The sequence below is a fragment of the Legionellales bacterium genome (assembly GCA_026125385.1).
Classification (GTDB): domain Bacteria; phylum Pseudomonadota; class Gammaproteobacteria; order JAHCLG01; family JAHCLG01; genus JAHCLG01.
The window spans coordinates 53,157-75,179 of sequence record JAHCLG010000002.1; the positions used below are offsets into that span (position 1 = coordinate 53,157).

General features: G+C 40.7%; 25 protein-coding genes. 9 read left to right on the plus strand and 16 right to left on the minus strand.

The window, feature by feature from the left end; translation table 11 throughout:
- The first annotated feature begins 28 nt into the window (after positions 1–28).
- Entirely contained in the window at positions 29–739 is a 711-nt protein-coding gene (locus KIT27_01200) for a dienelactone hydrolase family protein (protein ID MCW5588255.1), read from the plus strand.
- Positions 740–759: 20 nt separating this feature from the next.
- Here KIT27_01200 and KIT27_01205 read toward each other — a convergent pair whose 3' ends face one another.
- The 3 genes from KIT27_01205 to KIT27_01215 all read right to left on the minus strand — a co-directional run bounded on the left by KIT27_01205 (position 760) and on the right by KIT27_01215 (position 2,932).
- The gene (locus tag KIT27_01205; protein MCW5588256.1) at positions 760–1,458 is read right to left on the minus strand and encodes an RES family NAD+ phosphorylase; all 699 of its coding nucleotides are present in this window, start codon (positions 1,456–1,458) and stop codon (positions 760–762) included.
- 1 nt (position 1,459) lies between these two features.
- Positions 1,460–1,852, minus strand: coding sequence for a hypothetical protein (locus tag KIT27_01210; protein MCW5588257.1), 393 nt, complete (start codon positions 1,850–1,852; stop codon positions 1,460–1,462).
- 165 nt (positions 1,853–2,017) lie between these two features.
- Positions 2,018–2,932, minus strand: a complete 915-nt coding sequence (locus tag KIT27_01215) for a LysR family transcriptional regulator (protein MCW5588258.1) — start codon at positions 2,930–2,932, stop codon at positions 2,018–2,020.
- 112 nt (positions 2,933–3,044) lie between these two features.
- Between KIT27_01215 and KIT27_01220 the strand changes: the two genes are divergently transcribed.
- The 7 genes from KIT27_01220 (at position 3,045) to KIT27_01250 (ending at position 9,531) form a co-directional block, all read left to right on the plus strand.
- On the plus strand, positions 3,045–3,533 hold the full coding sequence (locus KIT27_01220) for a hypothetical protein (GenBank protein ID MCW5588259.1): 489 nt from the start codon (positions 3,045–3,047) through the stop codon (positions 3,531–3,533).
- 3 nt (positions 3,534–3,536) lie between these two features.
- On the plus strand, positions 3,537–4,103 hold the full coding sequence (locus tag KIT27_01225) for a hypothetical protein (GenBank protein MCW5588260.1): 567 nt from the start codon (positions 3,537–3,539) through the stop codon (positions 4,101–4,103).
- A gap of 5 nt (positions 4,104–4,108) precedes the next feature.
- Positions 4,109–4,696 (plus strand): RdgB/HAM1 family non-canonical purine NTP pyrophosphatase, encoded by a 588-nt coding sequence (gene rdgB / locus KIT27_01230; GenBank protein ID MCW5588261.1) that lies wholly within the window; start codon positions 4,109–4,111, stop codon positions 4,694–4,696.
- Positions 4,697–4,864: 168 nt separating this feature from the next.
- Entirely contained in the window at positions 4,865–6,271 is a 1,407-nt protein-coding gene (locus tag KIT27_01235) for a tetratricopeptide repeat protein (protein MCW5588262.1), read from the plus strand.
- Positions 6,272–6,355: 84 nt separating this feature from the next.
- The gene (locus tag KIT27_01240) at positions 6,356–7,672 is read left to right on the plus strand and encodes a DUF2807 domain-containing protein (GenBank protein ID MCW5588263.1); all 1,317 of its coding nucleotides are present in this window, start codon (positions 6,356–6,358) and stop codon (positions 7,670–7,672) included.
- A 91-nt stretch (positions 7,673–7,763) separates the two neighbouring features.
- Positions 7,764–8,579 (plus strand): hypothetical protein, encoded by an 816-nt coding sequence (locus KIT27_01245; GenBank protein MCW5588264.1) that lies wholly within the window; start codon positions 7,764–7,766, stop codon positions 8,577–8,579.
- A complete protein-coding gene (locus KIT27_01250; GenBank protein ID MCW5588265.1) occupies positions 8,566–9,531 on the plus strand; it encodes a nucleotidyl transferase AbiEii/AbiGii toxin family protein in 966 nt (321 codons plus the stop codon). Before KIT27_01245 ends, KIT27_01250 begins: the two co-directional genes overlap by 14 nt.
- Before the next feature lie 67 nt (positions 9,532–9,598).
- Here the strand turns inward: KIT27_01250 and KIT27_01255 are convergent, their stop codons facing one another.
- A complete protein-coding gene (locus KIT27_01255) occupies positions 9,599–10,327 on the minus strand; it encodes an OmpA family protein (GenBank protein MCW5588266.1) in 729 nt (242 codons plus the stop codon).
- 10 nt (positions 10,328–10,337) lie between these two features.
- Positions 10,338–10,658, minus strand: coding sequence for a hypothetical protein (locus KIT27_01260; protein ID MCW5588267.1), 321 nt, complete (start codon positions 10,656–10,658; stop codon positions 10,338–10,340).
- A gap of 121 nt (positions 10,659–10,779) precedes the next feature.
- On the opposite strand from KIT27_01260, the gene KIT27_01265 reads away from it, so the two are divergent.
- Complete coding sequence (locus tag KIT27_01265) at positions 10,780–11,661, plus strand: DMT family transporter (protein ID MCW5588268.1); 882 nt, start codon at positions 10,780–10,782, stop codon at positions 11,659–11,661.
- 149 nt (positions 11,662–11,810) lie between these two features.
- Here the strand turns inward: KIT27_01265 and glmS are convergent, their stop codons facing one another.
- From glmS to KIT27_01320, 11 genes are read right to left on the minus strand one after another with little or no spacing between them, the layout of a single operon-like run.
- Positions 11,811–13,640 carry a glutamine--fructose-6-phosphate transaminase (isomerizing) gene (gene glmS, locus KIT27_01270; GenBank protein ID MCW5588269.1) on the minus strand — a complete coding sequence of 610 codons (1,830 nt, stop codon included), beginning with the start codon at positions 13,638–13,640 and terminating at the stop codon, positions 11,811–11,813.
- Between the two features lie 10 nt (positions 13,641–13,650).
- Positions 13,651–15,030 carry a bifunctional UDP-N-acetylglucosamine diphosphorylase/glucosamine-1-phosphate N-acetyltransferase GlmU gene (gene glmU / locus KIT27_01275; protein MCW5588270.1) on the minus strand — a complete coding sequence of 460 codons (1,380 nt, stop codon included), beginning with the start codon at positions 15,028–15,030 and terminating at the stop codon, positions 13,651–13,653.
- 21 nt (positions 15,031–15,051) lie between these two features.
- Positions 15,052–15,465 (minus strand): F0F1 ATP synthase subunit epsilon, encoded by a 414-nt coding sequence (locus tag KIT27_01280; GenBank protein ID MCW5588271.1) that lies wholly within the window; start codon positions 15,463–15,465, stop codon positions 15,052–15,054.
- Between the two features lie 9 nt (positions 15,466–15,474).
- Positions 15,475–16,851 (minus strand): F0F1 ATP synthase subunit beta, encoded by a 1,377-nt coding sequence (gene atpD / locus KIT27_01285; GenBank protein MCW5588272.1) that lies wholly within the window; start codon positions 16,849–16,851, stop codon positions 15,475–15,477.
- A 23-nt stretch (positions 16,852–16,874) separates the two neighbouring features.
- Positions 16,875–17,735 carry a F0F1 ATP synthase subunit gamma gene (atpG, locus tag KIT27_01290; protein MCW5588273.1) on the minus strand — a complete coding sequence of 287 codons (861 nt, stop codon included), beginning with the start codon at positions 17,733–17,735 and terminating at the stop codon, positions 16,875–16,877.
- 6 nt (positions 17,736–17,741) lie between these two features.
- Positions 17,742–19,283: a F0F1 ATP synthase subunit alpha gene (atpA, locus tag KIT27_01295; GenBank protein MCW5588274.1), complete on the minus strand. Its 1,542-nt coding sequence runs from the start codon at positions 19,281–19,283 to the stop codon at positions 17,742–17,744.
- A 14-nt stretch (positions 19,284–19,297) separates the two neighbouring features.
- Positions 19,298–19,834 (minus strand): F0F1 ATP synthase subunit delta, encoded by a 537-nt coding sequence (locus KIT27_01300; GenBank protein ID MCW5588275.1) that lies wholly within the window; start codon positions 19,832–19,834, stop codon positions 19,298–19,300.
- 2 nt (positions 19,835–19,836) lie between these two features.
- Complete coding sequence (locus KIT27_01305; GenBank protein MCW5588276.1) at positions 19,837–20,307, minus strand: F0F1 ATP synthase subunit B; 471 nt, start codon at positions 20,305–20,307, stop codon at positions 19,837–19,839.
- 22 nt (positions 20,308–20,329) lie between these two features.
- Positions 20,330–20,641 (minus strand): F0F1 ATP synthase subunit C, encoded by a 312-nt coding sequence (gene atpE / locus KIT27_01310; GenBank protein ID MCW5588277.1) that lies wholly within the window; start codon positions 20,639–20,641, stop codon positions 20,330–20,332.
- Between the two features lie 35 nt (positions 20,642–20,676).
- The gene (gene atpB, locus KIT27_01315; protein MCW5588278.1) at positions 20,677–21,471 is read right to left on the minus strand and encodes a F0F1 ATP synthase subunit A; all 795 of its coding nucleotides are present in this window, start codon (positions 21,469–21,471) and stop codon (positions 20,677–20,679) included.
- On the minus strand, positions 21,468–21,866 hold the full coding sequence (locus KIT27_01320; protein MCW5588279.1) for an ATP synthase subunit I: 399 nt from the start codon (positions 21,864–21,866) through the stop codon (positions 21,468–21,470). The genes atpB and KIT27_01320 overlap by 4 nt, the downstream gene beginning before the upstream one ends.
- Between the last annotated feature and the right edge of the window lie 157 nt (positions 21,867–22,023).

Below are 22,023 nucleotides of genomic sequence, written 5' to 3' on the forward strand. Positions count from 1 at the left end.
ACAATACCCCTCAAAATAGGAGATATTTATGAAAACTCAACTCATTACTTATTACGATCATCAACAAGCGCTGCACGGTCATCTTTTTACCGTGGTCAATCCAAAATCCACCATTATTTTATTCCCCGCCTTTGAAGGGCCGAGTGAATTTGCATTAAATTATGCTAAACATTTATGTGAATATCATTTTAATGTATTTGTCGCCGATATTTATGGTAAGGGTAAAACCGCAACAACGCTCGAAGGCTGTTTTGAATTAGTCACACCATTTTTAAATGATCGCAATTTAGTACGTCAACGAGCAAATTTAGCCGTTGAACAAGTAGCGCAACTGCATTTAAATACTCCCATCGATGCGATGGGATTTTGTTTTGGTGGCATGTGTGCGCTTGAGGCGGCGCGTAGTGGTAAAAATATTCGTCGATTGGCGGGCTTGCACAGTGCGCTGGCGAAATCTCAGTTACCCACTCATCCAATCACCAGCAAGATCTTAATCGTCAATGGTTATCGCGATCCGCAAGTTCCTCCTGAAAACTTGCAAGCTTTTGCCCAAGAAATGCAAGAAGCAAACAATCAAGATTGGACATTTGTCTTTTTTGGTAATGGCAAACATTCGTATACCGATCCGAAAACAGGAACATTTAATCCTACCAAAGAACACGAAATGGGGCGCGAATATAATCGCGAATTAGCGGATCAAAGTTTTCGCTATGTCATCGATTTTTTTGCAGCGGAATAAAGTAGCTCCGGTCGCTTATGCTAATAAATCTCTAAAATATTTTGATGAGTGCGTTCATCTAAAACGTGTATCTTTTTCGACTGAAAATTTAACTCATAGAGATAATTGCCTTGGTGTTTGGGGCGGGAGAGTACCGTTTTATTGAAAATAACCAAATTATCTCCTTTTTTATGTCGACTAGAGGGGGTAATTAATCCTGGAAATCCTTGCTCATAAAGTCGTCTTCCAATCTTCTGATTGTCAAAATAACAATTTGTATTTTGAGAAATTAATGTCGGAAAATCTGGAGTTTTTGTTCTTAAATCAATTAAATCTGAGCTACAAAACACATTAAATACTGTGCGACTGGTGTAGACCGGCACATTCTCTAAATCAAAGTCAACATCATCAATCATTGCTTTTTTCCAATGAAAAATGGTCTCATAAAAAGTAGTTTCAACATCATTAGAAGCATACCAAGCTGCAAAATGTCCATCACTAAATCGGCTCTCACACCAGGATTTTCTTTCAAAAACATAATCAATTGCATTAAAAAAAATATTTTCAGCGGTCAGTAAAAAACGATTATTTAATTCTTGAGTCACTTTGACTGCAATAGTTTGTTCATCTGCTTCATCCGTGAGATCATCAAAAAGAGTATTTTCTTCTAAAGCAAAGCCAATGGTATTTCTAAAGCATGCGCCTTGGTAAGCCGTCACTGTATCGATTAAATTCATCATTTTAACTCGCTAAATAATGCTCAAGATGGTTTCTGATTCGCAAAAGCCCCTCGAAGCCATCTTCAGTAATAACTTCAACAGGTGTTTTACTTCCAAAAGCCACATTTTTAGATTTTGGCCAAGCGTAGGCTAAGTTTCGGTTTTTGGGATAAATCATTCTGAGATACTTGTGGATCGTTAATAAATGAGCAACACGATCCCGTTTATCGCGGTCCAGTGAAAATTGCGAATCGCCTCGTTTATAACGAGCAATAGAAGTATTGGTTTTTACTGATAAACCCAGAAGCGATGCCTGTTCCTCGTAAGTTAACTTCCAATGTTCAAATAAGCGCATAACCATCTTTGTGAGTGCTTTCGCATCGTCAAAATCCAGATCGTGTTTGGCCGGTTTCAATAGTACATCCTCCCAATAGCTTTGTTTATTATAGTACCATTTGGCACTCAATTCAATGTTGCCTGGTACTATTAAAAGGGTATTAAACCTTTTACCAAGGTTCCGTGAAAAAAATACTGGATAACTTACCGAATTGTCTGTTTTAGAAACTCGATTACGTTTGTGTTAATTGTAAAAATCGTTTGCTATTACTGGCGCAATAATTTCTTGGCAGATCCGAGCAACTTCTACACAAGCCTGGTGTCGTGGTGATTGCTCGCGCCATAACATGCCGACGCTACGCGTGGCAGAAGGTGAATTAAACGGTTTAATCACTACTGCTTCATGGTGCTGAGAATCGGTGGGTAAGGCTAATTTCGGTAATAATGTAATACCTGCCCCCAAGGCCACCATTTGTCTTAGCGTTTCTAAACTGGTGGCTTGCAAGCCTGCTTCACGTTTAATTCCGACGTGATGACATACGGCTAGCGCCTGATCGCGAAAACAATGCCCTTCAGCTAGCAATAATAATGTTTCATTTTCTAAATCTTGTGGCGTTAAAATTGCTTGCACTGCCAAACGATGGTCTTTGGGGAGAGCGACATAAAAATTTTCCGTGAATAAAAACTGGGTGGTGCAATGCTCATTGGGCACAGGTAAGGCCAAAATAATGGCATCTAACTCGCCCTGCTGAAGTGCTTTGACAATAACATCCGTTTTATCTTCATGTAAATGGATTGAAAGTTTGGGCAATTGCTCACGCCAACCTGGCACTACATGAGGTAAAACATAAGGACCTAGCGTAGGGATAATCCCAATATCTAATCGACCGGCAAGTGGGTCGTGATTTTGCTGGGCTAACTGATAAAGTAATTCGACATTATGTAAGGTCGTGATCGCTTGTTGGATTATTTTTTTGCCTATGGGGGTTATCATCACAGATTTATTCGTGCGTTCAAAAATAACCACACCTAATTCTTCTTCTAGTTTTTTTACTTGCGCGCTTAAGGTCGGCTGACTGACACAGCACATTTTTGCCGCTTTGCCGAAATGTTGATGTTGCGCTACCGCTATTAGATATTTTAAATCGCGTATATTCATAACCTACGGGCTCCTTGATAGACAACGTTACAGATGCGGAGTATGATGGCTAAATATGAGAGACTATCATACTTGTGGTAATGCCGATATTTTTTAGAATAAGGAAAACACCATGTTTCAGCAGAATTGTGGCTTGTTGAGATTATCTAAAAACCCTGCGCTGGAAAATCACACCCAACTTGGTCAACAATATACCGAATTCGGTTTACAACATTTAACTCAACTCGACTATAAAAAAGCTTATCAACAATTTTCAGCGGCTATCACCGAGTGTGGCTACGCGCCAGCCTTATTACCTTTAGGCAAAATGCATGAAACGGGACAAAAGTATCCACATTCACCCGAATTAGCGTTACAATATTACCAATTGGCACTACGCCATCGGGTAAAAGAAGCTAACAAGTATATTACCCACTTAGCTGTGAAGGGATTTCAAGTCAGCGAATTAAATAATAATTCTCAACGCTTCGCCCAACAAGCACACCAACAAGGCGATGACACATTTCTCCGCGAATTATTATTAAAAGGCATGGAATATTATCGACAAGCGTTAGTAGAAGAATACCAACAACAACGCGATAAGTCCTGGCGAGGTGAATAAGTGATGATGAGTCAACATAACAGTGATGCGTTATACTCACTCGCGTGTCTGGTTTCTTCCAAAGCAGTGAATCAATTTTTATGTGATTATGATTCGGCAAAATTGTCGACGCAAGAAATTCATCATCCTGAATTAGATATCGATTTATTAGCAGATGAAGTCGATAAAATTGCCAAACAAAATCCCACTTCCCGTTTTAATCAAAGTTTGGAAGTTTTTTCCTTGGCATTGCGTTTGCGTTCGCCTGAAGCTGCAACCTGCATTGCACAGATAATCCAACATCAACATCCTTTACTGTCAGCAAAATTATATCTATCGGCGTTAATCCATTTTCGTCGTCAAAGTACTATTTTGCTTTCTAATGAATCGGCCTTTTTAGAAAATAACGTCAAACAATTTTTTCACTTAGCTCATCAATTGCATTTAACCATTCCTCAGCCTATTGTCTGCGATCCAGTGGTATTAGACACGGTTACTCGATTTTTTGGCTCGTCGGCGGTTGAAAATAATCAGATAACTTTCCACAATACCCCTACGAGCGCGAATCAAACTGTGGAAGTCATGGCATAAATCTCATGGATCAAACTATTATTTTAGCCACTCATAATTTTGGTAAACTACGAGAATTTTCTCAAATTCTAGCGGATTATCCCTTTACCATGGTTTCTCAAACCGACTTAAACATTCCGTCTATTGCAGAAACCGGTTTAACTTTTGTAGAAAATGCCCTGATCAAAGCTCGTCATGCCGCCGCATTGGCTCACCTTCCGGCATTAGCCGACGATTCTGGTTTAGAGGTTGATTATTTAAATGGAGAACCTGGTATTTATTCGGCGCGCTATGCGGAAGATCCAAAAAATAATATCGATAAGTTATTACAAGCATTACACGATGTCCCGTCCGAAAAACGAACTGCCCGTTTTCACTGTGTGTTAGTGTTGATGCGCCATGAACACGATCCTACCCCGCTGATTTGCCAAGGCACCTGGGAAGGTTTAATTTTAACTCAACGTCAAGGTGACTATGGATTTGGTTACGATCCGATTTTTTGGGTACCCTCTCATGAGTGTTCTGCCGCAGAATTATCGCCCGAAATTAAAAATGCCATCAGCCATCGCGCTCAAGCATTACAACAGTTAAAATGCCACTTGGATCGGATGTAGCCTGGAACGGAGCGCAGACGTAGCCTGGAACTTCGCTGCGCGGAGATCCAGGATCGGAGTTTTAAAATTTCACCGATCCTGGATCTCCGCTGCGCTCCGTTCCAGGCTACAACGCTCCGTTCCAGGCTACAACGCTGCGTTCCAGGCTACAGTTAGAGTGAAATAACATTGACTAACCCTGCTCAACAGATTTTACAAGATGCGCTGTATTTTCATCAAATTGGTGATTATGAAAATGCGCGTGCGAGTTATCACACGTTTTTAGCACACTACCCAGAAAAAATAACGAGTGAGGTTTATCATTATCTCGCCAATATTTATTTTCGCTTGCACGATTATTCCGCGGCTTTTAATTATTCCCAAGAAGCATTAAAAAAAGAACCTCTGCGCACCGAAATTTTATACAACCATGCACTTATTTTACAAAAATTAAATCGATGTGATGAAGCCTGCAACACCTTCAAACAAATTTTAAGCATTCAACCGAATAATACTGCCACTTTGCATCAATTGGGCAATTTGATGATGCAACAAAATGATTTACTTTCAGCCCGTGACTATTATCATCAATTAATCGCTCTCCATACCAATGATTTTTTTGGATGGTATAATTTAGCCATGTGTTATCTTCGTCTAAATGAAAAGTTAATCGCACTGGACTATTTAAATCAAGCACAGTCAATAAAACCCAATGACCTAGACTGCTTATATAATTTAGGCGTTTTACACTTAGAATTTAATAATTATGAAAAAGCGATTGATTATTTTCAATTATTATTAACAATAAATCCCGAACACTTAGCAAGCTTAGTCAATCTTGCCGTGGTTTTTATTCGTCAACAAAATCCTCAATCAGCATTACCCTATATTAAACGCGGTCTTGCTCTTCAGCCACACCAGCCTACTTTATTATTTTTACAGTCTGTTTTTAGCAATCATCCGCCACCCGCACAAGCGCCCAACGATTATTTAATCGAATTATTCGATTATTATGCAGAACACTACGATCAGCATTTACACCTGCATTTAAATTATCAACTGCCTCAACAAATTCATGACGTAGTTGTATCCTTGCCCAACGTTGCGTTGGCACGGGTTATCGATTTAGGCTGTGGTACGGGTTTATGTGGCGAGAAGTTGCGTCCACTTGTCAAGCAGTTAACCGGCGTAGATTTATCAGTCAACATGCTCGCACAAGCACGCCAAAAAAATTGTTATGATGAATTAATTCATACCGATATCCTGAATTATCTTTCTACTCAACCCGCAGCGTTTACTTTAATGTTAGCCGCTGATGTAGTCGTCTATCAGGGCGATTTAGCGGAATTTTTAAAACACTGTTATCACGCGTTAGCGCATCAAGGTTACGTGATTTTTAATTACGAGCTTAGCAAACATTATCCTTATCAACTGGATAATACCGCGCGTTACTCCCATCATCCGAATTATATTAAAACCTTATTACAACAAACAGGATTCCAACTTCGCCAATGCACGTCGATTATTCCTCGCTTACAACAAGCACAAGCCGTGAAGTGTCATTTAATCCTAGCCCAAAAAAAGGCGACATTTTGAAGAAATTTTTCGAGGAAGACTTGCCTAGCGCAAAGACTTGCTCTAAGGTTGAAAACCATGACAACTCATTCATAAGGTACGGGTGTGAAACGCTTAATCTCATTGATATTCTTGGCGTTATTATTAACGGGCTGTTGGCATCGTCCCCTCGATACCAATATCGCTGCTAATCATACTTATGCAACATTACCTACTTTTTCACAGGTAGTCGTGCAAGGTGCGGTGCGAGTTAATATTACTGATGGTTTAAAACATCAATTTGTTAGCGTGCAAAGTAATAGCGCGACCATGGCTGGCTTAAAACTTTATGTAAAAAATTCTACGTTATTTATTATCAGCCCCTCGCAAGGTAATCCGAATAATAGGATAGTGAATGTTGAAATGGAGCGGTTGCAACAATTGCAGCAATTAAATAATGCGCTGATTAGCGTGCGCAAACTTAACTCACAGCCCTGGGATCTTTCTTCTCGTTTTGCGTCAGGATTAACTGTCACGGGTAAAAAAGTGGCTTTACATAATATCAGTATTAGCGCGAGCGCAACCCCGATAATGATTAATAATCTTACGACGGATAATCTCAATATCACTGTGAATGATGATCAAGCGGTTACGTTGCAAGGTAATAACATCAATGCTGCAATGATTTTGCATGCGGGTAAAGGCAATTTAACCCTACTCGGCTTAAGCAATCGTAATCATTTAGTGGTGAATAATTCAGCCAGTGGCAATACACTGTTACGTGGCAAAAAAATCAATTTACATCAACTCATTACCAATGGCATCGGGCATATTGATATCAATAATATCGTGACGGATTATTTAGATGTCACCAATAATTCGATCGGCCAAACGCAATTAGTGGGAGATATGGATCTTCATCACCTGACGAATGGCAATGGCACATTAATTATGAAAGGGGTAAATAGTAGCGGTTTGATGTTAACAGCGCCTTATGGAAAAGGCATTATTCATTTATCAGGTAATATTACGTTACAAAATTTAAGTGCAGGCGGTTTTGAAACCGTTTACCTTGCGGGCATTAATAGCGGTGAAGCGATGATCGATTTATCGGCACACGCTAAAGCCCATTTACAGGGTCAAGCAAGCATTGTAAACGCTCGCCTAAGCAATCAGGCCATGCTGGATGCGTATTATTTTAAGGTCAATAAATTTTACGTAAAAACCCTGAATAATTCACAAGCCAATGTGCGTGCGCTCGATACGTTAATTGCCAACGCCACCGGCAATAGTAATATTTATTATTATCAACAACCAAAATTTATTGCGCCTTATATGTCGGATGCAGGCAGTGTCTTACCCATTTTCAAGCAAGCACCGCCTTATCCCATCTTTTGGCGAAATGCCAGCGACTATGGAAATCCGCCATTGTTGGTTCGCTAAAGAAGTTTGGCTAATAACAGGGCAAAAGTTGATTTTATTGATTATTAGTATTAATATAATTAATACTAATTAGCTTGAAAACCAACATTCCATGAGCTTTGAATCATTTTTTAAAAAATATCCCTTATTTCACTATAACGAACTAGTGGCATATTTATCGTCTTCAGGTAATTTCAATAAAAATACACTAAAAGCAGCTTTGCACTATCATCTTTCCAAAAAGCACCTGGCCCGCATACGACGCGGTTATTATCTAGTAACAAATGATTATTTGCCTGGCACTCATATAGAAAGTGATTATTTACTCATTGCAGGCCGGATGACAGATGATGCTGTTATTAGTTATCACACAGCAATGGAATTTCATGCCCTCGCTTATTCGGTTGCTTCAATCGTTTACTTCAATTCAGATGAAAGAATTGGCCTTTTAGTTTGTGAACAAGGACAATATCAGCAACTAAACCATCCAACTCAATTAAAACCAGATAACCTATTCTTAGAAACCAAATTGCATGACCGTATGGGGATAGATATACGAGTAACAAGCATAGAACGCACGTTAGTTGATTGTCTTCATCGTCCGGAGCTATCAGGTGGTTGGGAAGAAATATGGCGATCTTTTGAATCCATTAATTTTTTAGACATTAAACGCGTCATAAATTATGTCGTACAACTAGGGAATGCCACAACGGTAGCAAAGGTAGGATTTTTTTTAGAACAGCACCAAGAGCAATTTGCTGTCAAAGAAGAACAACTTAACCAGCTTGCGCACCATAAACCCAAATCGCGGCACTATATGGAAAAAGCTCATAAAGGTCCGGTTAAAAGTTTACAACGGTGGAACTTAGTTGTTCCTCTTGCCGTGATCAATAAAATCTGGGAGGAACCCAGTAATGATACTCTCTAAAGAACGCTTATTAAAAGAAAAACAAATCTCTGGCTATCGACAAGAAATTATTGAAAAAGTCATTTGGCTCATGGAGATCTTAAATGCAATTGCAAATGATAGCTATTTGTCAACACGATTGGCGTTAAAAGGTGGTACCGCACTCAATCTTTTCCACTTTGGTTTACCAAGGTTATCTGTAGACGCTGACTTAAACTACATTGGTGCTATTGACCGCAGCACCATGTTGAGTGAAAGACCTGAAGTAGAAAATAGGATCAGAAGTTTATTTGAACGCATGAAGTTAAAAATGTTAAGAAACCCAAAAGAACATGCCGGTGGGAAAATGGTTTGGCGTTATCCAAGCGCATTAGGAAATCAGGGAAACATCGAAGTTGATATCAATTTCATGTATCGAGTCCCACTACTGTCAACTGAAAAACGAGATAGTATTACCATAGCAGGCAAAAGAATCACGAATTTGCAAATCCTGGATATTCATGAACTTGCCGCTGGAAAATTAACGGCATTACTTGAGCGCCAAACCGGCAGAGATTTTTTCGACGCCAATGAGTTGTTTCAATACGCTAAAATAAATCAAAAAAAACTTCGTATCATTTTCGTTTTATATTCGGCAATGTGTTCTAAAAAAGACATGCTAAGCTTAACTATCGATGATATTACAGTCAATCACAGCGACTTGAAAAATAAATTAATCCCTGTGCTGAAAAATAATTTCTGCGATGGATTTAGCTCTACTGAGGAATGGACAGCAACAATTATCAAAAATGTTCAAAAAGGATTTAATGCTTTATTGCCTTATACTCCATCGGAAACTGAATTTATTCGTTCTGTTATAAATGGCACGGGTGTCAATCCTGAATTATTTATCGATAACGAGAACTTGTTAGATTTTAGTTTGATTAAAAAACATCCTGCGCTATTATGGGCTAAAATGAGAATAAAAAAGTAGTCACGAATGAAACTCCCAGAAAAATTCTTTTTTATTTGATTCAAACTTGATATTTTTTCATAATTAATTAACTATCCTGTTCATATTGCCAAACCTGCTTTTTCGTGAGAAATTGCGCGAGTGCGGGGCAATTAGCAAAACGCGTGATATTAGGGTTGGTGGTAATTTCGATCATACGATTATGAAAACTTCCCATCACATAACGATTACTCGCTAACTGATCCGTTTCTCCATAGGCGCTAGGATATAAACGCCACGCATTAACACCTTGACGATATAAATAAGAGGCCACACGTTCTGCTTGTCTTGAAGTTAATAAGGCATTATCGTTTGCTCCACCAATATCATCGGTACTCACCGCGACTTTAATCGCAGACTGACCGTATTTATTTAATAAACGCGCGGTTAAATTTAAAATAGGTTCACGCCCATAAAGTAACTCATATTTGAGTAAATCATTTTTAGGATTAAAAACATAATCGGCGGGAATTAATATCGACGTGGTGTCACCCACTTGCACGATCTGCGCCCCCATCGCTTGCAAACGCGATGCTAAAAAGGTTTTGCTATTGGCATAACCACCCACAATTCCACCAAGCACAGCACCAGGCGGATTTCCCAAAGCGGTTGCAGCACCTGCTAACGTACCGCCCGCGCCACCGCTGACCAGCGACGCCGTCGTTTCACTATTGGTGATCACCGGATGATTAACACTTTGCGCGCACGCACTCAATAATAATCCACTGGTTAACCATAACATATGATTAGCAAATGATTTAAAAATTCCTTTTAACACCTGACACCTCTTACTCTTTATCATCTTCTGCGGGCGAAGATAAATACTCTTTAACAGCTTCTTTGGTTAATGATTTTAATTCTAGCACTTGGGCTTTGAACAATTGCCAAGATTCAATTTGATTGTGTTGCTCTTGAATAAAAAAATCAACCATTGCGGCAAGATGATCGACATATTGTTGCAAATTTTCAGAACCCTGCAGTTCTGCAACGATTTTACTTAACTCTTCGGGATTCGCCTTATCGGGATCGGCCAACATTTTGGCTTTATTCAATACGTTTGCCATGCCCATTTTTTGGGATAATTCATTCAATTTCTTTTTGAATGACATAATCAATTGTCCTGTTGGTGACTCAGGGGTGAAAATTCATCGATGACAGAAAATTCTCGTTTTTCATCCAGCCTGATGCTATAGTGCGTAAAAATCCTATAGTACTACATTAATCCCTTTAATGAAAAAATTAAGCTGGTCTCTCATCCTATTATTATTACTCGGGGTAATTTGGGGTTCGGGGTATTCCATTGCACGCTTTGCAATGACGCATGGTGTATCCCCACTCGGTTATTCCTTTTGGCAAGCACTCGGGCCTGCTTTCTTAACCTTAATCTTGGCATTGCCTAAACGACTCCACCACCTGCAAAACAACAATACGATTTTATTTTTCTTAATTTGTGGCCTTATTGGCATAGCCTTACCTAACGTTAATATGTATTACGCTGCCGCGCACTTACCCGCTGGAATTTTAGCGGTTATCGTCAACACCGTTCCTCTTCTTATTTATCCCTTAGCACTCGTCTTTCGTTTAGAAATTTTTCAACCGCTGCGCATGATGGGGGTTTTATTGGGATTTGCGGGATTAATGTGTTTGCTACTTCCCCACTCTGCATTACCCACTCCGAACATGATGGGGCACGTACTATTTGCCTTATTATCGCCGCTGTGTTTTGCTTTATGCGCACTATACTGTTCACGCTATCAACCGCAAGATTGCGACTCACTCTTAGCCGCAGCTGGCATGTTATTTTTTGCAGCCGTGCTGTTAACGCCCATCATAATCATTACGCATGAGTTTTATTTTTTTCATTGGCCGTTGATAAATACCGATTATGCGATTTTATTAGAAATTGTATTATCAAGTATTGGATACGTGATTTTCTTTAAATTAATTCATCTCGCTGGCGCGGTATTTTATAGTTTAGTCAGCGGAGTCGTGGCCCTAACAGGCCTGGTCTGGGGAAAATTCATTTTTCATGAAGTGTTGACCACTTGGGAATTCACCGCCATTAGTTTTATTTTAAGTGGTATTGTGCTGGTTACGCTAAAACAACCCTAATCATTCTAGGGCGTGTTGACAATTCGCTATGCTGAGACGTAGCTTGTTGATTTTTGAGCACTAGCGCGGCAGTTTACACGAAGTAAATGAGCAGCGGAGCACAAAAAATCAACGAGATACGGCCAGCAGAGTAGAATTGTCAACACGCCCTATTCTACCGTCACCGATTTGGCTAAATTACGGGGTTGATCAACATCCGTTCCTTTTATTACCGCTGCATGATAGGCTAATAATTGTAAGGGTACAGTATAAACAATGGGAGCAATTGCATAGCCTACCGTGGGCATTTCTAAAATATGAATGCCTTTACCATTACTCAAATTGGCATGATGATCAGCAAACACATAAAGCTCGCCACCCCGCGCACGCACTTCTTGTAAATTGGATTTTAATTTTTCTAATAATTCATCATTAGGCGCTACTGTCACCACAGGCATGTCATTATCCACCAACGCCAATGGCCCATGTTTTAACTCACCCGCTGGATACGCTTCGGCATGAATATAAGAAATTTCTTTTAATTTTAATGCGCCCTCTAAAGCAATGGGATATTGCACACCACGTCCTAAAAATAAGGCATGATGTTTATCGGCAAAATGATTGGCGATTTTTTCAATCTGTGGATTTAATTCTAAAACATGATTGATTGCTGCCGGTAAGCTCGTTAATTGTTGAATTAATTCTGCCTCTAAAGTTTCATTAATATTTTTTTTACGTCCAAGCACAATCGTTAACATTAATAATGCCGTTAATTGTGTGGTAAACGCTTTCGTAGAGGCAACCCCAATTTCGCGTCCCGCCCGCGTCATAAAAACTAAATCGGCTTCTCGTACTAAAGAACTTTCTGGCACATTACAAATTGCTAAACTTGCTAAAAAGGGTTGTTGTTTTGAAGCACGTAAGGCCGCTAACGTATCGGCGGTTTCTCCTGATTGAGAAATACACACTAAGAGAGTGCCCTCTTCAATCACGGCTTTGCGATAACGAAACTCACTGGCAATTTCCACATTACAAGGAATGCCAGCAATACTTTCTAACCAACAACGCGCCACCATTCCTGCATGATAACTGGTTCCACAGGCAATAATTAAGACGCGCCTTACTGCTTGAAAAAGAGACTCTGCTTGTTCGCCAAATATTTGCGGAAAAATATGTTGTTTATTTAAACGTCCTTCGATGGTTTGTAAAATCGCTTCTGGTTGAGCATAAATTTCTTTTTCCATAAAGTGACGATATTTTCCCCGATCGGATTCGTCTTGCGTTAATTGTGACTCAATCACATTCCGCGTAATCACCTGGCCTTCTAGATCGTAAATTGTAAAGCCATCGCGACGAATATCGGCGATATCACCTTCTTCTAAAAAAATAAATCGTTGGGTAACGGGCAATAAGGCAAGATGATCGGACGCGAGAAAATGTTCATCAATTCCAATCCCAATCACTAATGGACTGCCCCGCCGAATAGCGATAATGTGTTCAGGTTCTTCGCTGTTTAAAATGGCTAAGGCAAATGCGCCGTGTAAACTTTCTGCTGTGGTAAATGCCGCTTGCATGGGATCATGCGATTGTTGATACGCGTGATGATATAGATGAGCAATCACCTCGGTATCTGTATCGGATTCGAATTGATAACCCTGTTGAATTAATTGTTTTTTTAAGGCATCGTGATTTTCAATAATGCCGTTATGAACGACGGCTAAGGTATTTTTAGAAATATGCGGATGCGCATTGCCTTCATTGGGTTCGCCATGCGTAGCCCAACGCGTGTGGGCAATTCCCACACTGCCCGCTAAAAAGTTTTTTTGTAAATTTTCTTCGATATTGCGAACTTTCCCTTTAGCGCGAATACGTTGCAGTTGGTGGTGATTTAAAATTGCAATACCTGCGGAATCATAACCCCGATATTCTAATCGCTTTAAACCTTCGACTAAAATATTAGCGACATCCCGTTGCGCAATTGCACCGACTATTCCGCACATACTGATCCCCTCATTCTTTTTTCTCGTCGTTGAGTTTACCAGGACGTTGCCAATCTTCAATGACGGTTTGCTTAATCGAATTAATAGTAAGCTTGTGAGCGGGCGCATCTTTGGTAATCGTACTACCCGCACCAATGGTTGCTCCTTCACCAATTCTGACCGGTGCTATTAATTGTGAATTGGAACCAATAAAAGCCTCATTACCAATCACCGTACGATGTTTATTCGCGCCATCGTAATTACAGGTAATCGTACCAGCACCAATATTAACTTTTTTACCTAATGTGGCATCGCCCACATAACTTAAATGCGGGACTTTACTACCTTCACCAATTTCAGTGTTTTTAATTTCCACAAAATTACCTATTCGTGCGCCTTTGGCTAAATGTGTGCCAGGGCGGATGCGGGCAAAAGGCCCCACATGACAATCACTATCAATGATGGCATCTTCAATCACCGAGTTTGCTTTAATTTCAACATTTTCGCCAATGCGAACATTCCGTAATAGCGTATTAGGGCCAATATAGGTATTATTCCCAATAATAACCTCACCTTCAATGACGACATTGACATCGATGACGACATCATGACCCACCTCAATATGACCTCGCACATCAAAGCGCGCGGGATCTCGCAAACTTGCTCCCGCTAACATCACGCGTTGCGCCATTTGCGCTTGGTAATAACGTTCTAAATCGGCGAGTTGAAAACGATCGTTCACACCTTCCACTTCGCGCGAGCACGGTGCAATCACCGCGATGACGGGACATTTTTCTTTGACGGCGAGATGAATGACTTCGGTAAGATAATATTCTTTTTGCGCATTATTATTTTTTAACCGCGGTAACCAAATTTCTAATGAGTGCGCAGGAATAGTGAGAATTCCACTGAAAATTTCGGTGATTTGTAATTCTTTTTCATTGGCATCACGGTGTTCGACAATCCCTAAAATATTTCCACTGTGATCGCGTAGCACCCGCCCAAGACCTGTAGGATCGGGAAATTCTGCCGAAATAATTCCAACGCCATTGGTGGGTGTGCTTTCTAATAAATTTTGTAACGTATTAAGTGAGATTAAAGGAACATCACCATATAACACGAGAATTTGATCTTGTGGGTTAATATGGGGAAGCGCTTGCATTACCGCGTGTCCCGTACCCAAGCGTTGACTTTGTTCCACCCAATTCACATCTAAATGCTGCAAATTACCCCGCACTAAATCACCGCCGTGCCCATAAACAATGTGAATATTCACTGGATTTAATGCTTTTGCGGTTTTCACCACATGTTCTAAGAGTGCCGTTCCCGCTAAACGATGCAATACTTTGGGAATGGCGGAATTCATGCGTTTGCCTTCACCTGCAGCTAAGATAACGACGTGTAATCCCATGCTATGACCTTCCTTGGCTGATTATTTATTTTTTAATTTGCGAATTGCACGTAATTGGGCGACGGCTTCCGCAAGTTCTGCTGCAGCTCTGGTATAATCCATTTTTGATTTTTGATCTAATAAGGCGCGTTCCGCTTGATTTTTTGCTTCGAGTGCAGCCGCTTCATCGATATCGCCAGCCCGCATTGCGGTATCGGCCAGCACATTCACTTCACTCGGTTGAATTTCGAGAAGTCCGCCTGAAATATAAAAAACCTCTTCCTGATTATTTTCTTTCAGCGCTCGCACTTGTCCTGGTTTTAAGGTGGTAAGCAATGGCGTGTGTCCTGGATAAACACCCAATTCGCCTTGGCTACCGGTCACAAATACCGCTTGCACGCGCCCGTGGAAAATCGATTCTTCCGCACTAACGATGTGTAATTCAATTGTGTTCATGCGTTATTCCTATAATGATTTAGCGCGTTCCTCGACTTCTTCAATCGTACCCACCATGTAAAAAGCTTGTTCTGGAATATGATCATATTCACCATTAATAATGGCTTTGAATCCACGGATGGTTTCTTTTAATGGCACATATTTACCCGATTGTCCTGTAAACACTTCGGCCACGAAGAACGGTTGCGACAAGAAGCGCTGAATTCTTCTTGCCCGCATCACGGTTAATTTATCTTCTTCCGATAATTCATCCATCCCTAAAATCGCAATAATATCTTTTAATTCTTTATTGCGTTGTAAAATGCCTTGAACTTTACGCGCTACATCGTAATGTTCTTGTCCAACGATTAATGGATCAAGCTGACGCGAGGTCGAGTCAAGCGGATCGATTGCCGGATAAATTCCCAACTCAGCAATTTGACGTGAAAGCACGACCGTTGCATCTAAGTGAGCAAACGTAGTAGCCGGAGAAGGATCGGTTAAATCGTCAGCAGGCACATAAACCGCTTGCACCGAAGTAATCGAACCAGTTTTAGTCGAGGTGATACGCTCTTGCAATGCCCCCATTTCATCGGCCAATGTAGGCTGATAACCCACAGCCGAAGGCATGCGCCCTAATAATGCCGAAACTTCAGTTCCGGCTAAGGTATAACGATAAATATTATCGATAAATAATAATACGTCGCGTCCTTCATCGCGGAAATTTTCGGCGATGGTTAATCCGGTTAAGGCGACTCGTAAACGGTTACCTGGGGGCTCATTCATTTGTCCGTAAACTAAGGACACTTTATCTAGCACGTTAGAGTCTTTCATTTCGTGATAAAAGTCATTGCCTTCACGAGTCCGCTCGCCGACCCCGGCAAACACAGAATAGCCACTATGTTCAATCGCGATGTTACGAATTAATTCCAACATGTTAACGGTTTTGCCCACACCAGCACCACCAAATAATCCAACTTTACCGCCTTTAGCAAAGGGGCAAATTAAGTCGATCACTTTAATACCGGTTTCTAATAAATCATTATTGGCTGCTTGTTCAGCATAACTGGGTGCTTTACGGTGAATTGGCATCATTTGTTTGGCTTCAATCGCGCCAGCTTCATCAATGGGATTGCCAAGCACATCCATGATTCGCCCTAAGGTTTCTTTACCCACGGGGACAGTAATGGGATGCCCGGTATTTTCCACTTGCATACCACGTTTACAACCATCGGTGGAACCCATGGCAATACAACGCACAATGCCATCACCTAATTGTTGTTGCACTTCTAAAATTAAACCCGTGTCGTTAACACGTAAGGCATCGTAAACTTTAGGAACGTGATCGCGTGGAAATTCAACGTCAACCACTGCACCAATAATTTCAATAATTTCACCCAATTTCATACCTTTTCCTCATTCCACGCGTGTTATACAGCAGCAGCACCGGCAACGATTTCGGCTAATTCTTGCGTAATCGAAGCTTGGCGTGCTTTGTTATAAATTAATTGGAGACGTTCGATTAAATCACCGGCATTTTCCGTTGCACTCTTCATGGCGACCATGCGTGATGCATGTTCGGAGGCAATATTTTCAACTATGGCTTGATACGCTTGTGATTCAACATAACGACGTAATAAAAAATCAATTAACATTTTAGCATCGGGTTCGTAAATATAATCCCAATGATGTTTGGCCATTTGGTGCTCGCCTGGCTCAATTGGCAATAATTTTTTTATGGTAGGTCGTTGCACCATGGTATTTTCAAAGGTGTTATAAGCAATATTTAATTCATCAATTTTTTCAGATTGATATAAATCAAACATGACTTTCACCGCACCAATAATATCTTTAACGCCAGGATTATCGCCAAGATGTGTGGCTTGCGCGATAACTTTACCTTGCACGCGATGAAAAAAACTCGTGGATTTTTGTCCTAGTGTGCAAAAATCCACTTCCACGTTTTGTTCATGGTAACGTTTGGCTTCTTGCATGACTTTTTTAAATAAACCGTTATTCAACGCACCACACAAACCACGATCGGTACTCACGATAATGTAGGCCGCACGTTTAACCGGTCTGACGTCTAAAAAAGCCGGTTTATATTCTGGATTCGCTTCACCTAAATGCGCAATCACCGCTAAAATTTGCTCGGCATAAGGACGAGTTTTTAACATGCGATCTTGTGCTTTTCGCACTTTCGATGCCGATACCATTTCCATTGCCCGCGTAATTTTTTGCGTTTGTTTAATGCTTTGGATTTTGGTACGAATTTCTTTTGCGTTACCCATGTGAATTTACCACGTTTGTGTTTGTTTAAATTCTTCGATCATGGCTTTTAATGCGTGATCAATTTTTTCATTAAATTGACCTTCGCGATTAATTTCGTTCACCAAATCACGATATTTTGCTAAGGCAAATCCATGTAATTCTTTTTCAAACGACGAAATTTTTATCACATCGACATCATCCAAATGACCTTTATCCACGGCATATAAAGAAATAATCATGAGGGCTACACTTAATGGCGCATATTGTTTTTGCTTCATGATTTCCACAAAACGTTTTCCGCGCTCGAGTTGCCGACGCGTAACATCGTCTAGATCAGAAGCAAATTGAGCAAACGCTTCCAGTTCACGATATTGCGCCAGTGAAATTCGCACGCTACCCGCTAATCGCTTCATGATTTTCGTTTGCGCAGCACCACCCACGCGCGATACAGAAAGCCCCGCATTCACTGCAGGACGAATACCCGCATTGAATAAATCGGTTTCTAGATAAATTTGGCCATCGGTAATTGAAATCACGTTAGTGGGAACGAATGCCGAGACGTCGCCAGCTTGCGTTTCAATGATAGGCAGCGCAGTTAAAGAACCACATTTTCCTTTCACTGCTCCATTGGTTTTTTTCTCGACGTATTCCTCATTCACACAAGAAGCTCGTTCTAATAAGCGAGAATGTAAATAAAATACGTCTCCAGGATAAGCTTCACGACCTGGTGGGCGACGTAGTAACAAAGAAATTTGGCGATAAGCCCACGCTTGTTTGGTTAAGTCATCATAAATAATCAATGCATCTTCACCACGGTCACGGAAATATTCACCCATCGCACAGCCAGCGTAGGGAGCAATAAATTGTAATGAAGCAGAATCAGAAGCACTGGCGGCGACAATAATGGTGTGATTTAAGGCATCGTGCTCTTCAAGTTTACGCACCACACCAGCAATTGACGAGGCTTTTTGTCCAATAGCAACGTAAATACACTTCACGCCGGTATCACGTTGATTAATAATCGTATCAATCGCCAATGCAGTTTTACCGACTTGACGATCGCCGATAATTAATTCACGCTGACCACAGCCTACTGGCACCATCGAATCTACCGCTTTCATCCCCGTTTGCATGGGTTTACTGACGGATTGACGCGTGATAACCCCGGGTGCTACTTTTTCAATCGGCTCATAGCCTGCGGCTTCAATAGCGCCGCGGCCGTCAATGGGATTTCCCAACGCATCCACTACACGACCGAGTAAGTTTGGTCCCACGGGAACTTCTAAAATTCGGCCCGTACAACGAACTTTGTCGCCTTCGGATAAATCTTCATAAGGACCGAGCACCACCGCACCGACAGAATCACGTTCCAAATTTAAAGCTAGACCTACCGCGCCATTGCTAAAAGAAAGCATTTCACCATACATGACTTCGGTTAAACCATGGATACGCACGATTCCGTCTTTCAACGAAACAATCGTGCCTTCGTTACTCATTTCGGCGGTAGTTGCAAAATCGCTGATGCGATTTTTAATAATTTCACTAATTTCTGATGGACTTAATCCCATAACTTCGTTCCTATTTAAGCTATTAATTCAGCATGCATGCGTTGCAGTTGGCTGCGCACCGAACCATCAATCACGAAATCTCCAGCGCGAATGATCGCACCACCAATTAACTCAGCGTCGACTGAGCAACGTAAAAAAACGCCTAATTGCAAACGACGCTCGAGCGCTTGGCTGAGTTTGGCTTGCATGGATTCTGATAGCGGAAATGCGGAAGTCACCAACACATCAATCGTTTTTTCTTGTTGCGCAACGTATAAGGAAAATAATTGAGAAATCTCGGGCAATAATAATAAACGATGGTATTGCGCGAGCAATTGCACAAAATGGTGTAGTTCTTGGGTAAATTGTGCTCCCAAAACGTCTTGGATAATACCAAGAATCGCATTTAACTCAACAGCAGGAGAATTGACCACTTGCAACATGGTCGCATTACGCATTAAACAGCCTAATTGCAATAAACTTTTTTGCCAGTTCGGCAATTGCTTATGTTCATTAGCAAACTCAAAGGCGGCTTTTGCGTAAGGTCGTGCTAGGGTTAATTTTTCTGCCATAATTAAATCTCAGTGATGAGTTGATTGAGTAATTCATCATTAGCTGTTTGATCCATTCTTTTACGCAATAGTTTTTCCGTATTTTTAATGACAAGTTCAGCTAAATTTTCGCGTAATGCTTGCTTAGCTTGCTCGGTTTGTTGAGCAATTTCCGCGTTGGCGAGTTGAATTAAACGCTCACCTTCTAGACGTGCTTTGCCACGTGCTTCGTCAATAATATTACCTGCACGTTTATTCGCTTCATCAAGAATATCTGCCGATTTTATTTTGGTTGCACTTAATTCTTGATGCGCCTTGTGTTGCATGCTTTCTGCATCACGCACACGTTGTTCAGCATTGCTAATATCATGCGCAATTTTGCTTTGGCGTTCATCTAAAATTTTTGCAAACAATGGCCAAATATATTTGCAGGTGATCCAGATAAAGATCGCAAATGTAATCATTTGACCAAATAAAGTAGCATTAATATTCATTTAATGCGTTCCTCTTTAAAAATTAATGGGCTAATTGGGCGCCTTGTTTGGCTAATTCCAGCACCGCACTGACAAATGGGTTTGAGAAAATAAACCAAGCACTAATACCAATACCAATAAAGGTGACCGCGTCCACTAAACCGGCGACAAGAAACATACGTCCTTGCAACATCGAAGCCATTTCTGGTTGGCGTGCTGCACCTTCTAAAAATTTTCCACCTAGAATACCAAACCCGATAGCGGTTCCAAGTGCTCCCATACCAAGAATTAACGTCACACCTAATACGGTTAACCCTTGAATGTGGGCGATTAAACTAATAATTGAAGTTTCCATTGTTCCTCCGAAGATTTCACGTCGTTAAATTTACCCTAATGCGATTCATGAGCCATGCTTAGATAAACGATAGTTAATACCGTAAATACGTAAGCCTGGATCCAAATCACTAATATGTGAAAAATTGACCAAATTAATCCTGGAACTTGTTGGGTATACCAGGGCAATAGGGCAATTAACACAAAAATCAGTTCACCCGCAAAAATATTTCCAAATAACCGCAGCGAGAGTGATAATACTTTCGCAAATTCTTCGACAATCCGAAAAATTACGTTCACCGGAAATAACCAAACACCAAAGGGCGCAGTAAAAATTTCTTTCAAAAATCCACCCGCACCTTTTACTTTAAAACTATAAAAAATCACTAAAAAGAAAATGGTAATCGACATCGCAAAGGTAAGACCAGGATCGGTGGTGGGCACTACACGCAAATAGGGCACACCGGAATGCATCGCTGCAAGCGGAAGTAAATCCACCGGCACTAAGTCCATGCAGTTCATGATAAACACCCACATAAAAATGGTGAGCGCCAACGGTGCGATTAAGCGACTATCGCCATGAAAACAATCTTTCACTAAGGTACTAATAAAATCGTAAATGTATTCGATAAAATTTTGCAATTTACCCGGAACGCCACTGCTTGCTCGCACCCCAACCCACCGGAAAAGGATTAGAAAAATACTGCCTAAGACGATGGAAAAAATTAAAGTATCGAGATTGAGTGTCCAAAATCCACCATCGCCCAAAGTCATGGTGTGAAGATTTAATTGTAAATTCTGCAAGTGGTGACGAATATATTCTGCAGAGTTAGCGGGCATATGAACACTCATACCACTCTCCTTTTCGTCATCTGGTTATAAAACACTGGAGCAAGCCAAGAAAATTGTGTTGAAAGCATAAAGCTCAGCATAAATATAGGAATATTCACGGCGACACACTGCGCTATTAAAATTAATGAAAGTGTGATAGCGATAAGTTTTAACAGTTCGCCCAAGTAAAATCGTTTTAAAATAAGCGAAAGTTGGAATAGACCAGTTCTTGCAAAATAAAATTGCGCAAATAGGGCGTTTGGGATCACCCAAACTACGCCACCTAAAAAAATAGATAAAGCAATAGTCGATGACTGCAAAAAGCCACAAAATGTTGCACTGGCGATGATGATCAATTGCAATAAGGCAAATTGATATGCAGTGTTACGCATTGGGTGCTGGCGATATTTTCCCACGTTTTCCTTCCTGTCGTCGCACGAACAATGGTAGCTGAATAAATTAAAAATAATTTATTACAAAACCCCTCTCAACCCCTTGGCGGAGCGAAATGCGAGTATAATGATTATGAAGTCGCTTAGCAATCGTCAAGTGCAGGAATTTTTGCCGATTTAT